Origin of the sequence: Paraburkholderia sp. XV, assembly GCF_020177535.1 — a bacterium.
GTDB lineage: Bacteria > Pseudomonadota > Gammaproteobacteria > Burkholderiales > Burkholderiaceae > Paraburkholderia > Paraburkholderia caribensis.
This window is the reverse complement of sequence record NZ_JAGUUD010000168.1, coordinates 1-13,256: the sequence shown is the minus strand read 5'-3', so window position 1 is coordinate 13,256 and position 13,256 is coordinate 1. Positions and strand designations below refer to the sequence as shown.

Annotated in this window: 13 protein-coding genes; 2 read left to right on the top strand and 11 right to left on the bottom strand. The window is 61.8% G+C overall.

Going from position 1 to position 13,256, the window contains the following annotated elements; translation table 11 throughout:
- Positions 1 to 71 precede the first annotated feature (71 nt).
- From KFO72_RS38905 to sapR, 7 genes are read right to left on the bottom strand one after another with little or no spacing between them, the layout of a single operon-like run.
- Positions 72 to 839, bottom strand: a complete 768-nt coding sequence (locus KFO72_RS38905; protein WP_060604247.1) for an ABC transporter ATP-binding protein — start codon at positions 837 to 839, stop codon at positions 72 to 74.
- A complete protein-coding gene (locus tag KFO72_RS38900; protein ID WP_060604244.1) occupies positions 836 to 1,717 on the bottom strand; it encodes an ABC transporter ATP-binding protein in 882 nt (293 codons plus the stop codon). Before KFO72_RS38900 ends, KFO72_RS38905 begins: the two co-directional genes overlap by 4 nt.
- Position 1,718: 1 nt before the next feature.
- Positions 1,719 to 2,633, bottom strand: a complete 915-nt coding sequence (gene nikC, locus KFO72_RS38895) for a nickel transporter permease (RefSeq protein ID WP_054933021.1) — start codon at positions 2,631 to 2,633, stop codon at positions 1,719 to 1,721.
- A 58-nt stretch (positions 2,634 to 2,691) separates the two neighbouring features.
- A complete protein-coding gene (locus tag KFO72_RS38890; RefSeq protein ID WP_062916069.1) occupies positions 2,692 to 3,762 on the bottom strand; it encodes an ABC transporter permease in 1,071 nt (356 codons plus the stop codon).
- Between the two features lie 13 nt (positions 3,763 to 3,775).
- Positions 3,776 to 5,383, bottom strand: coding sequence for an ABC transporter substrate-binding protein (locus tag KFO72_RS38885; RefSeq protein ID WP_054933019.1), 1,608 nt, complete (start codon positions 5,381 to 5,383; stop codon positions 3,776 to 3,778).
- A gap of 53 nt (positions 5,384 to 5,436) precedes the next feature.
- Positions 5,437 to 6,003 carry a D-alanyl-D-alanine dipeptidase gene (gene ddpX / locus KFO72_RS38880; protein ID WP_224102076.1) on the bottom strand — a complete coding sequence of 189 codons (567 nt, stop codon included), beginning with the start codon at positions 6,001 to 6,003 and terminating at the stop codon, positions 5,437 to 5,439.
- A 5-nt stretch (positions 6,004 to 6,008) separates the two neighbouring features.
- A complete protein-coding gene (sapR, locus tag KFO72_RS38875; RefSeq protein WP_054933017.1) occupies positions 6,009 to 6,902 on the bottom strand; it encodes a sap1 transcriptional regulator SapR in 894 nt (297 codons plus the stop codon).
- A 447-nt stretch (positions 6,903 to 7,349) separates the two neighbouring features.
- Between sapR and KFO72_RS38870 the strand changes: the two genes are divergently transcribed.
- On the top strand, positions 7,350 to 8,813 hold the full coding sequence (locus tag KFO72_RS38870; protein ID WP_060604235.1) for a catalase: 1,464 nt from the start codon (positions 7,350 to 7,352) through the stop codon (positions 8,811 to 8,813).
- A 79-nt stretch (positions 8,814 to 8,892) separates the two neighbouring features.
- Here KFO72_RS38870 and KFO72_RS38865 read toward each other — a convergent pair whose 3' ends face one another.
- Positions 8,893 to 9,837: a LysR family transcriptional regulator gene (locus KFO72_RS38865; protein WP_054933015.1), complete on the bottom strand. Its 945-nt coding sequence runs from the start codon at positions 9,835 to 9,837 to the stop codon at positions 8,893 to 8,895.
- Positions 9,838 to 9,927: 90 nt separating this feature from the next.
- A complete protein-coding gene (locus KFO72_RS38860; protein WP_054933014.1) occupies positions 9,928 to 10,416 on the bottom strand; it encodes a GAF domain-containing protein in 489 nt (162 codons plus the stop codon).
- A gap of 186 nt (positions 10,417 to 10,602) precedes the next feature.
- Here KFO72_RS38860 and KFO72_RS38855 point away from each other — a divergent pair, with 186 nt between their 5' ends.
- Complete coding sequence (locus tag KFO72_RS38855; protein ID WP_060604229.1) at positions 10,603 to 11,694, top strand: linear amide C-N hydrolase; 1,092 nt, start codon at positions 10,603 to 10,605, stop codon at positions 11,692 to 11,694.
- 18 nt (positions 11,695 to 11,712) lie between these two features.
- On the opposite strand, the gene KFO72_RS38850 is transcribed toward KFO72_RS38855, so the two are convergent.
- Both KFO72_RS38850 and KFO72_RS38845 read right to left on the bottom strand, forming a co-directional pair.
- Positions 11,713 to 12,384, bottom strand: coding sequence for a nitroreductase (locus tag KFO72_RS38850; protein ID WP_225034299.1), 672 nt, complete (start codon positions 12,382 to 12,384; stop codon positions 11,713 to 11,715).
- A gap of 378 nt (positions 12,385 to 12,762) precedes the next feature.
- Positions 12,763 to 13,256 (bottom strand): hypothetical protein (locus tag KFO72_RS38845; RefSeq protein ID WP_225034298.1); only part of this gene is annotated, 494 nt, incomplete at its 5' end.

Genomic DNA, 13,256 nt, shown 5'->3' with positions numbered 1-13,256 from the left:
AAAACCCAAAACCCAAAACCCAAAACCCAAAACCCAAAACCCAAAACCCAAAACCCAAAACAGCAACTCACTCACAAAGAAGCATCAACCCCAATCACCTCCACGGCCTTGCGCCGATACCCCCCCGTCGCGAGCAGGAGGCTGCGTGAATACTCACTCTCAACCTGCTGCGCGCGAACGCGCCCAATATCGAGTTCCTCAACAATCTCACCATTACGCATAATCGCGACCCGCGAACACAAAAACCCGACCACCGCGAGATTATGACTAACAAGAATCATCGTCAGATTGCGCTCCTGATGCAGGCGCTTAAGCAGGTTCAATATCTCGGCCTGCACGGAGACATCAAGCGCCGAGGTCGGCTCATCGAGCAACAGCACACGCGGCTCAACAATCAACGCGCGCGCAATCGCAACCCGTTGCCTTTGCCCACCCGACAACTGATGCGGATAGCGAAACCGAAACGACGCATTCAATCCCACTTCACGCAGCGCATTGACGATCCGCTCTTCATGCCGATCAATTCCACTGATACGCAACGGCTCGCGCAATGTCTGATCGACGGTGAAGCGCGGATGCAGCGACCCATACGGGTCCTGAAACACCATCTGCACATCGCGCTTTCGCGCCGCTTGTTCGTGCTGTGCAATACGCATCGTGCCTTGCGCAATCGGCGTAAGCCCACTCAATGCTCGCAAGATCGTCGACTTGCCGGAACCTGACTCGCCAACAAGACCGAACACTTCGCCCTGCGCAACATGAAAGCTGGCATTGCGCACCGCATCGACGGCGCCTGCAGCCGTCTTGAACCGAACGGTCACCGCATCGACGTCGATCATGCGGATGCTCCTTGCACATCGTTGAGCCAGGCGGGATCGCGCGAGAGAACCGGCAACTCGTCAGGCGGATTGGCAAGCGGCGGGTTCGCAGCCAACAAGCCACGCGTATAAGGATGTTGCGCATGAACGAGATCGCGCGCCGCGCAGGTCTCGACGACGCGCCCCGCGTACATCACCACGACGCGGTCGCAGAACGACATCACAAGCGGCAGATCGTGGCTGATGAAGATGAGGCCAGTATCATGTTTCGCGATCATCTCGTCGAGTACGGCGAGTACCTGCATCGATACGAGCACGTCGAGCGCACTGGTCGGTTCGTCGGCGATCAACAGGCGCGGCCCCGTTGATACCATCATCGCGATCATCACACGCTGCCCCATGCCGCCCGAAAGTTCATGAGGATACGAATCCACCACGCGCTCCGGGTTGCGGATATGCACGGCTTCGAGCGCGGCGATGATCTTCTCGCGCATCGCGCGCCGGCCAAGCTTTGGCTCGTGCAGCGCAAACGCTTCGCGCATCTGCTGCGCCACGGTCATCACCGGGTTCAGCGAGTATTTCGGATCTTGCAGGATCATGCCCATCTGCTGACCACACAGCTTCCGGCGCTGATCAGCACGCATGTCGAGCAGATCGCTTCCGTCGAAGCGCATCGTCTTCGCCGTGCAATGCGCGGCGGGCGGCAATAATCCCAGCAGTGCGCGACCCGTCAATGATTTACCCGAGCCAGATTCGCCGACAATGCCGAGCCGCTCGCCCTTGTTCAGCGTCAACGAAAGGCCGCGCACCGCTTCGTTCATCGTGCCGTCGTGAGCGCGGAACGCAATGCGCAGATCGTCGATTTCGCACAATGCGCGCGTCGTGTCGTGCGTGCTCATGTCAGTCTCCATGGCGCGGATCGAAAACGTCGCGCAATCCGTCGCCTAGCAGATTGAACGCGAGGCTCACGAGCAGAATCGCAAAGCCTGGAATGGTGGCGACCCACCACGAATCGAGCAGCACGTTGCGGCCCGAAGCGACCATGAAGCCCCATTCGGGACTCGGCGGTTGCGCGCCGAGTCCGAGAAAGCCCAGGCCCGCGACGGTCAGAATAATGCCCGCCATGTCGAGCGTCGCGCGCACGATCACCGACGACGAGCAGAGCGGCACGATATAGCGCAGCAAAATGCGCAGATTAGACGCGCCTTGCAGCCGCGCAACGTGAATGAAGTCGGTCTGTACGAGCCGCAATGTCTCGGCGCGCGCGAGGCGCGCATACGCGGGCCACGCGGTGATCGAAATGGCGATCACCGCATTGAACACACCCGGCCCCAAAGCCGCCGCGAACGCGAGCGCAAGCACGATCTTCGGAAAGGCGAGTGCGATGTCGGTCACGCGCATCAGTACGTTGTCGACCCAGCCGCCGAAAAAGCCCGCCGTCGTGCCGATCAGAAGTCCGATGGGCACGACGACCACGACGACGAGGATCGCTATGGAGAGCGTCAGGCGCGACCCGTAAATGATGCGCGAAAGAATATCGCGGCCGAGCTGATCGGTGCCGAGCCAGTGAGACGCCGAGCCGGGCGGCAACAGCCGGTCGGACAACACCTGCCTGAGCGGGTCGTGCGGCGCGATCCACGGCCCGATGATCGCGACGATCACCAGCAGCACGAGAATCGAAAAGCCGAACACCGACAGCGGATTGCCCCTGAAGCGCCGCCAGCGCCGGTATGCGAGGCCGAGCGCCGCCTGCCGGCGCGATGCGGGCGTGTCGGTCAGCAGCCATTCCTTCAAGGTCGGACGGGGCGTATTCATCGGCCAGTCCGATGTAGAGCGGTCAACAGGAGGTCGCACGTCGATAGTCTCCGTTGCATCAGCGGGCGCGCGGATCGAACACGCGATAGAGCGCGTCGGTCAGCAGATTCAACGCGATGAAGGTGATGCCGATCACGAGCGTGCTGCCAAGCACGGCATTCATGTCGGCGTTGAGCAACGCACCCGTCAGATACGAGCCGATGCCCGGCCACGCGAAGACGATTTCCGTCAACACCGAACCTTCGAGCAAGAAGCTGTACGAGAGCGCGATGACCGTGAGCAGCGGCACCGCGATATTGCCGAACGCATGCACCCACACCACGCGCCGCTCGGACAGGCCTTTGGCGCGCGCCGTGGTGATGTACTCCTGATTCAGCTGGTCGAGCATGAACGAGCGCGTCATCCGGCTCAGATACGCGACCGAGTAATAGCCGAGTATCGCGGCGGGCAATGCGATGTGCGACAGCGCATTGAAGAACACATCCCATTCGCCCGCCATCAGCGAGTCGATCAGCAGGCTGCCCGTGCGCGGATCGACCATGCCGTCGAATACCGGGTCGAGCCTGCCCGGTCCCGATACCCAATGCAGTTTTGCGTAGAACAGCAGCAGTCCCATCAGGCCGAGCCAGAACACCGGCACCGAACTGCCGATCAAGCCGATGAAACGCGCCACGTGGTCGATCCAGCGGTTGTGCCGGACGGCCGCAATCACGCCGAGTGGCACGCCGACCAGCACGCCGATGATCGTCGACAGTGTCGCGAGTTCGAGCGTCGCGGGGAACACGCGCTTGATGTCGTCGATCACGGGGTTCGCAGTCAGTAGCGATACGCCGAGATCGCCGTGCAGCACCGCGCTCACATAAATAAAGAACTGCTCGGCGAGCGGCTTGTCGAGACCGAGCTGGATGCGCGCAGCCGCGTAGGCGCTCGCCGACGCGCGGTCGCCGAGTATGGCGAGCACGGGATCGATCGGCACCTTGCGGCCGATCACGAAGGTCACGGCCAGCAGGCCCGTGAACGTGATCGCGAGCGTGAGCACCCAGCGCAGCACGCGCAACGTCCAGCGCAAGCCCGCGCTGCGCGCGGACGCAGCGCGGATCTGGTCGATGGGAGTGATCGGTGTCGACATATCCGCCGTGCGCCTATTGCTTCTTCACGTGCAGATATGACACGAGATCGTTGATCGGGCCGACCTCGAGTCCCGACACGCCCGGACGCATCGCCACCTGCGAGACCTGCTGGAACATGATGACGAACGGCGACTTCGCGAGCATTTCCTTCTGCATCGTTTGATAGAGCTGTGCGCGTTTGCCCGGCGACGATTCGGCGAGTGCCGCGTTGGTTTCTTTCGTCAGATCGGGAATGTCCCACGAATTACGCCACGCAAGCATCTTGTACGAAGACTTGTCGGAGTTATCGGGATTCCACGCGTAGCCTTGCGCATTGCTGTGCGGATCGATGTAGTCCGCCGACCATTCGCCGATATAGATATCGTGCTGGCGCGCACGGTACTTCGCGAGCGTCTGCTTGTTGTCGCCCGGAATGATCTCGACCTTGATGCCGCCTTGCGCGAGATTGGCCTGCACGGCCTGCGCAATTTCGTTGTACGGATACGCGCTGCGTACGTCCATGGTCACGTTGAAGCCATTCGGCAAGCCGGCTTTCGCAAGCAACGCCTTTGCTTTGGCCACGTCCTGATGATACGGGTTGCTGTTCAGCGCACCGAGAAAGCCTTCCGGCAGGAACGTCTGATGAACCTTGAAGGTGTTCTTCGTCACGTTCTTCTGGATGCCGTCGTAGTCGATCAGCCATTTCATGGCTTCCTGCACTTCCGGCTTTGCGAGATTCGGGTTCTTCACGTTCAGGCCGAGGTAGAGCAGCGTGGCCTGCGGCACGGACGTCACCGTCACCTTGTTGCCCTTGGTGAGCGTGGCGAGATCGTCGGGGCTGAGATTGCGCGCGACATCCGCGTCGCCGTTTTCGAGCAGCAGGCGCTGACTCGACGCTTCCGGCACGTGGCGCATCACGATGCGCTTCATTGCCAGCGGCATGCGGTAGCCGTCGTACTTCTGCAGGATGATGCTGTCGTTTGCCGTCCATTTGACGAGCTTGTATGCACCGGACCCGGCTTCGTTCGTGCGCAGCCATTCGTTGCCGAAATCATTGCCCTTCTGGTGCGACAGCAGCAGCTTCTTGTCGAGCACAGATGCGGGCCACGCGCCAAGCACGTTGAGCACGAAGGTGGGCGCGTACTTCTGGTCAGTCGTAATGCTGACGGTCGAATCGTCGATCTTCTTGACGTTTTGCAGCGCGTTGTCCTTCGTCAGGCCGATGCCTTGCAGCACGGCAGCCGCACCCTTGTCGAGCAGCACGCAGCGCTGGATCGACCATGCGACGTCGTCGGCTGTGAGCGGGTTGCCTGAATGGAACTTGAGATCCGGGCGAATCTTGAACGTGAACGTCAGTCCGTCCGGGCTGACCGTCCACGACTGCGCGACGTCGCCGTTGAATTTCGACGGGTCTTTCAGATCGACGCGCACGAGTCGATCGTACGTGTTGGCGACATATTCCTCGGGCACGAGCTCGTACACTTCGCCCGGGTCGAGCGTCGAGAATTCGTCGAGCGTGGTGGCGATCACCAGCATGTCTTTCGGGGTGGCCGCCAATGCGGTGCTTGTTGTCGTCATCGTAAGCGTCAGGGCCGAGACAACGGCCACTGCCGCTAGCGCATTGCGCAGAACCAGATTCATACTCGCTCCGTATCGAGAGGGAACATGCGTGGGAAGGCTGGAAAAAGCGTGGATTACATCAGTTTCAACGGGCCGCTTTCGCTGTTGTCGATAATGGGCAGCGCGCGCGAACCGGGTAGTTCGTAGTGCCACCACTCGCTGGCAATATGCGTGAAGCCGGCCGCGTGCATGATGCCGAGCAGCAGCAGGCGGTTGCGCTGCACATGCTGCGGCAGTCCGTTGTGAAAATGCTCGGATTCCTTGACCATTGCGTCGAAGCCCGTGCCCATATCGAGCGCTTCGCCGTGGCTGTCGATCAAGGTCAGATCGAGCGCCGTGCCGCGGCTATGATTCGAGCCGCGCCCGAGCTCCGCGATATAGGTCGGATCGGGCAAGAAGTCCCACAGGACCTGTTGCGCTTGCGGCGGGCGGTACGCATCGAAGATACGCAGCTTCATGCCGATGCTGGCCGCGAGTTCGACCGCCTTGCGCAAGCCGGCTTCGGCGGGCGCGAGCAACAGGCAGTGCGCTTCCTTGTAGATCGGCTTGCCGGTGAAGTTATCGGCGGTGGCGTAGGCGAGGTCGAGTTCGACGCCATGCGTTTCGGGCGTGATGTGAATCAGTTGTGGGGTATCGGTCATGAGAATCAGAGGTCGAATTGATCGAGTTCGCGCTGCAACTCGCGGTTGCGCGCAACCCGTTGATCGATAGCCGGACCCAGTCGTTCGACAATCGACGTCAATAACAGATTGAACAGGCACGTAAGCGGCGCAAGCGAATCCCAGAACTGGCCAACGTCCGTCTTCACCTGAATCAGGTCGCAGGGAAACTCGCGCGCCCACGGGCAATAGAGATCGGTGACGAGTGCAAACGGCAATTCGCGCCGCGTCGCCGCTTCGCAATAGCGTCGCGCGATGCGCGAATAGGCGCGCGTGTCGGTGACGATCAGATACGGCGACGCGAACTCCGAATTGAGCGAATCGACATACGAGCCGGACATGCCGTCGGAATAGAACACGCGCGGACGCAGGTACTCCAGGTAGCTGTAGAACGCGTTGGAAATACCGCGCGTCGATTGAATGCCGAGGATGAATACAGCATCCGCCTCGGCAATGCGCTGCGCGATGCGGGCGAAAATCTCGCCTTGCGCCAGTTGATACACGTAGCGGATGGCGTCGAGTTCGAGATCGAGCGAGCGCGCGGAGGGATCGCCCGCGTCGCCTGCAGCGTTGCCGTTCGCGCCGTTGTCGTTAATGTCGTCGCGCTCGCTGCGGTAAGCGTCGAGCCGGTCGGTGATGAACCACGGGCGCGATTGCGCGCCGCGCAACTCGCGCTTCAGGTCGTCGAGATTGCGATAGCCGACGCTGCGCAGAAATCGCCCCACCGAGATCCCGCTCGTGCCCGTCTGCTGCGCAATCTGGTCCGCCGTTTCGAGGCCGAGGCGTTCGAGGTTCGCCAGCATGTAGCTGGCGATGCGCTTGGCCGTGGGCGTAAGCGTCGCGAAGCTTGCTTCGACTGTGTGGGCGAATGCGGTGGACATCGAATGTCGTTCGGCGTTTTCTTGGTTAGTTATCTGTCATGGTCCGGCAATCTGGTATGTATATGACAAGGACAATAAAGCGAGCGCTAACTTAAAATTTTTATCGGATCTCGCAAGCTCATAGCACTTTGACCCGGAGCGCATGGAATTCCCCTCATCCGTCATCGCTTCCGGCAGCCCATCTTGCACGCGCCGCATGTCGTGCAATTCAAGGTCTGCCCCTTCACTGCCTGCTTGTTCGAATGGCGCTAAGATCGCTTCCGCAGCAACCGGTCCATGCTTTCCGGGCACCGCGCGGGCCGGCATGACGACGGCATGACCGTCCCCGATTTCGCCTCCCGAGACAGCGGTTGCCTATCTGCCATGGCGACCGCAGTCGCTGGAAATCCCACAGTACGATCCGGTGGCGCGTCCCCGGAGCTTCCCATCAGTGTTGGAGGGCTAGACGTGAACAAACTGACGACCGCTTTTGGCGCACCCGTTGTAGACAATCAGAACATCCAGACAGCAGGGCCGCGCGGCCCGGCATTGCTGCAGGACGTATGGTTCCTCGAGAAGCTCGCGCACTTCGACCGCGAAGTGATTCCCGAGCGCCGCATGCATGCGAAGGGCTCGGGCGCGTTCGGCACGTTCACGGTCACGCACGACATCTCGAAGTACACGCGCGCCAAAATCTTTTCGCAGATCGGCAAGAAGACGGAACTGTTCGCGCGCTTCTCGACGGTAGCGGGCGAGCGTGGCGCAGCCGATGCCGAGCGCGATATCCGCGGCTTCGCCGTGAAGTTCTATACGGACGAAGGTAACTGGGATCTCGTCGGCAACAACACGCCCGTGTTCTTCCTGCGCGATCCGCTGAAATTTCCGGACCTGAACCACGCGATCAAACGCGACCCCCGCTCGGGCCTGCGCAGCGCCGAAAGCAATTGGGACTTCTGGACGCAACTGCCCGAAGCGCTGCACCAGGTCACGATCGTGATGAGCGATCGCGGCATTCCGAAGTCGTTCCGTCATATGCATGGGTTCGGCAGCCATACGTTCAGCTTCATCAACGCCGACAAGGAACGCTTCTGGGTGAAGTTCCATCTGCACACGCAGCAGGGCATCCAGAACCTGTCGGATGCCGAAGCCACGGCGCTGGTCGGCGCAGACCGCGAGAGCTCGCATCGCGACCTGTACGAATCGATCGAACGCAACGAATTCCCGAAGTGGACGATGTACGTGCAGGTGATGCCCGAAGCGGATGCTTCGAAGACCTCGTACAACCCGTTCGATCTGACCAAGATCTGGCCGAAGAAGGATTACCCGCTGATCGAAGTGGGCGTGATGGAATTGAACCGCAACGCAGACAATCATTTCGCCGATGTCGAGCAGTCCGCGTTCAATCCCGCCAACGTGGTACCGGGCATCAGCTTCTCGCCGGACAAGATGCTGCAAGGCCGCCTGTTTTCATACGGCGACGCGCAACGCTATCGCCTGGGCGTGAATCACAGTCTGATTCCCGTGAACGCGCCGAGGTGCCCCGTGCACAGCTATCACCGCGACGGCTCGATGCGGGTCGACGGCAACATGGGCGGCGCGACGCCGTACAACCCGAATACGCGCGGCGAATGGCTCGATCAGCCGGATTTCAGCGAGCCGCCGCTGTCGATCGAAGGCGCCGCCGATCACTGGAACCATCGCACCGACGACGACTACTTCTCGCAGCCGGGCAATCTGTTCCGTCTGATGTCGCCGGAGCAGCAGCAGGCGCTGTTCGACAACACGGCGCGTGCGTTGGCGGGCGTGTCGGAGCCGATCCGGAAGCTGCACATCGAGCACTGCACGAAGGCCGATCCCGCGTATGGGCAAGGCGTGGCGGCTGCGCTCGAATCGGCGGGCACAGCGGGTGCGACGCCCAATCGCGCGCTGTGAGATGCGTTTTGCGTAGCGTTTGACGGCTGTTGCCGGTCGCGCTGAAGCTGCCCCGAAGGTCGAAAGGCCTTCGGGGTTTTTATTTCGACTGCGCGAGAGAATCCGGCGCGGAGGCGTCTTGCGACGATGATTTCCAGTCGATCGCGCATTGATCGACGAACCACGCGATGCGCGACTGACAGAACTCGAGATAGGTCCGCACGATCGCGGAAGGATGCCGATGCGACGGATACAGCAGATTGACCTGCTGATCCGGCAGCGGGTACGCGGGCAGCAGCGGAACGAGCCGCCCTTGCCGGATTGAGTCGGCGGCGAGAAAGGGCGGAATCTCGGTGACGAACTCGCCGTTCAGCGCGCGATGACGAAGCTGTGCGTAGTCGTTGGTGGTCAGCACGATATGCGGTTCGACCGTCGTCTTGCCTAGCTGCCATGTGTTGGCGTCATTGGGCGCGCGGTTCCAGAGCGCGCAGGGCAGGCGGCTGAGCGCCGCCGGTTCGTGCGGCATGCCGAAGCGCTCGATCAGTTGCGGACTTGCAACCAGCACATGACGATACGACAGCATGCGCCGCGCAACCATCGCTTCATGCGCAATCGCGCCGACGCGCAAGGCCACGTCGATGCCTTCCTCGATCAGGTCGACGCGCCGCTCGGTCGTGTACACATGCAGCCGGATGTCAGGGTAGCGGCGCTGAAAGTCGTGAAGCAGATCCCACCAGATGTCGAACGCGGGCGGCAGCGAAATGCGCAGCCGGCCTTTGAGCATGGCCTGATCGGAGACGACGGCTTCCTCGCCGTCTTTGAGAATTTCGACGCCGAGACTTGCGTGCTGGTAGAGCCGGGCGCCCGCATCGGTGAGCCGGGTGCCGCGCGCTGAGCGCTCCAGCAACTGCACGTTCAGCTCTTTTTCCAGCGCGCGAATGCGCCGGCTGATGGTGGCGAGCGGCACGCCCATCCGGCTGGCCGCGTTCATGAGACTGCCAGTCTGGACGACGCTGACAAAGATGCGGACGTCGTTGAGGTCCACCGCGTTTCACCCGAAGAGACGATGTGACCGCGATCTTAGTTCAAACGCCTGGTGCTGGGGAAGAGGCGGAACCGCCAGGTGACCGGATTTTCAGTGCAGCGATGCGACGAAAATCCGCGCGACTTCTTCCAGCCCGCGGCGGTCTTCGTCGTCGAAGCGGGCCAGCACCGGACTGTCGATATCGAGCACGCCGACCAGTTCGCCACTCGCCTTTTGCAGCGGAATCACGATCTCCGAGCGCGACGCCGAATCGCACGCGATATGCCCCGGAAACGCATCGACATCCGGCACGACCTGGGTCTCGCGCGTTTCGGCTGCGCGGCCGCATACGCCGCGGCCCATCGGAATGCGCACGCAGGCTGGCTTGCCCTGAAACGGGCCGACGACCAGCTCGCCGTCGAGTGCGAAATAAAAACCCGCCCAGTTGAGCTCCGGCAAGCTGTGAAAGATCAGGGCCGACAGATTGGCCGCATTGGCGATCTGATTCGATTCGCCTTCGAGCAGCGACCGCGCCTGCGACGCCAGTTCCCGATAGAACTCGGCCTTGGGCAGCGCGGTATTGATGGTGGCGTCGAACATCGGTTGCTCTCGTGTTGGCTTCAGGAAAGCATGATTTTCGCATCAATGCGCGAAACGCGACGGCAGCCTGCTTTCATGCATGCGCTTTCATCGATCGCGGTACAGAATACGGTTGCCGGATCTTTGAAAGTCATCGCAGTCGTATTGGCAACATGAGCGGCCCGGCGCGGGCCAAAAGGACAGCTGATGCGTACACCGCTTGCGAAGTTCTCCGTGGCGCTGGGAGCCATTGCCGCGCTCTTCATCGCGCTGACGGCCGATGCGTGCACCCGCGCGCTCTATGTCGGCGACGGCAATCTCGTCATCACCGGCCGGTCGATGGACTGGTCCGAAGACATGATGTCGAACCTGTGGGTGTTTCCTGCGGGCATCGAGCGCGATGGGCGCGCCGGGCCGCGCTCGCCGCACTGGAAAGCGAAGTATGGCAGCGTGATCGTGTCGGGCTATGAGATCGGCAGCGTCGACGGAATGAACGAACGCGGACTGGTGGCGAACGCGCTCTATCTGGCGGAGACGGATTACGGCAAGCCCGACCCCGCGCGGGCGCCGATGTCGATCAGCCTGTGGGCGCAATATGCGCTCGACAACTTCGCCAGCGTCGCCGAGGCCGTCGACGTGTTCGGCAAGGAGCCGTTTCAGATCATTGCGCCGCCGCTGCCGAACGGCAAGCCGCTCACCATTCACCTGTCGCTCTCCGATGCGAGCGGCGACTCCGCGATACTCGAGTATCTGGACGGCAAGCTGGTCATCCATCACGGCAAGTCGTACAGGATCATGACGAACTCGCCCATCTACAGCGAGCAGCTTGCGCTGGACACGTACTGGCGCGGTGTCGGGGGCCTGACGTTCCTGCCCGGCACGAACCGCGCGGCCGACCGTTTCGTGCGCGCGTCGTTTCTGCTCGATGCGATTCCGAAGCAACTCGATCCGAACTACATCGCCGGCGTGCCGAACCGTTCGTATGCGTATCAGGCCGTCGCGAGCGTGATGAGCGTGATGCGTTCCGTCAGCGTGCCGCTCGGCATCAGCACGCCGGATCAGCCGAATCTGTCGTCGACGATCTGGCGCACGGTCGCCGATCAGAAGAACCTCGTTTACTACTTCGATTCGTCGACGCGTCCCGATACGTTCTGGATCGATCTACACAAGCTGAACCTGAAACCGGGCGCGCCCGTGCTCAAGCTCACCATCGACAAAGGCCAGGTCTATTCGGGCGAAGTGTCGGGGCGATTCGTGCCGACACCGTCGTTCAACTTCATGCCTGCGATGGGGTCGTGACGGTTTCTACTGTGATAGTCAGACGCCGATGAACTGCGCGAATTCGTCCAGCGGGGTGCGCTGCGAGCGCCACTGGTTGATCGCGGCATCCGTATCTTCGTAGCCGATCGCCATGCCGCTGAACAGCATGCGGTCGGCGGGCAGGTCGAGGAACGCGCCGATCGTCCGCGGATACTGCGCCCAGCATTCCTGTGGGCAGCTATGCAGCCCTTCTTCGCGCAACAGCAGCATGACTGTCTGCATGAACATGCCGAGATCGGCCCATTGCGGCGGGCCCATGCGCCGGTCGACGGTGCAAAACAGGGCGAGCGGCGCATCGAAGAAAGTGAAGTTGCGCGCGAATTGCGCCAGGCGCGCGGGCCGGTTTTCACGCGCCACGCCGATGCTGCGGTAAAGGTCTTCGCCCACCTGAAAGCGCCGCTCGCGATACGGCGAGTGAAGGCGAGGCGGATAGACGTTGTATTCCATCTCTTCGCCGTCCGGCGCATCGGCGACGCGTTCGCGCATGATGTGCTTGAGGCGCGCGAGTGCGTCGCCGCTTACCACGTGGATATGCCAGGGCTGCAGATTGCCGCCCGACGGCGAGCGCGCGGCGGTGGCGAGCACACGGCGGATCGCGTCTGGCGGGACAGGCGTCGAAAGAAACTGGCGAACGGATTTGCGGCTCGTGACGGCTTCACTGACGTTCACGCTGTGCTCCTCGAAGGCGTTGCATTTTGCTGGTGCGCGGTGGCGCGGATCGACACAGACCGATGATACAGGCGGCGGACATGCGGCCATTTGCCTGTCGCGCTAAAGCTTCTGTAAGACTTTGCCGTTAATGCGGGCGAAATCAGAACGACCACATAAAACGGGGAGTCGCGTTTGAACACGATGAAGCTGGCCATATCTTTCGCGGCGGTTGCCGCATTCGCGACGTTAGCTGGTTGTGTGACTAGTGAGCAGCAGATCGCTGCAGCGCCCGCGCGGCCGAGGCCGCAGCCTGCTGTCGTCGCCGTGCAGGCGCCGCCGCCACCGCCGCCTGCCGTTGTCGTGCGTGCGCCTGCGCCTGCGCAACCTGTCTATGTGTCAGCGCCGAGCGATGTTTATATTGCGGGTGTCGTGGATCGCGATGTGGTGTTTGTCGGCGGCAGCACGTATTTGTGGGTGGTGGGCCCGGATGGGAAGCGTCATCGGCATTTCTATGCGCGTGGCGACCGGCGTGCTGAAGTGTTTCGACGGCGCGAGCATTTGCGTGTGGAGATGGCACGTCGCGGTGGGCATCCGCCTGTGCATGCGGTCGTGCCGCCGCATCGCGATGAGCATCGTGCGAGGTCGGGGCCGGCGCGGGTGGCCGGGAAGAGCGGGCACGATGCCGCGCCGCGTGACCGCAAACATCCGCCGCACGTTGATGAGGCGCAGCAGCCGATGCATCGGCAAGGACATGCTGGGTGAGGGGCGAGGATGGTTTGGTTTTTTGCGGTTTGGGGCTTTGCGCTGGTATCCGCGAATTGCTTTTGCTTTCGCGGGCATCCGCGATGCGTTATCTAGCTTCAGGCGTCGCCCCTGTGCGGGGCGGCACC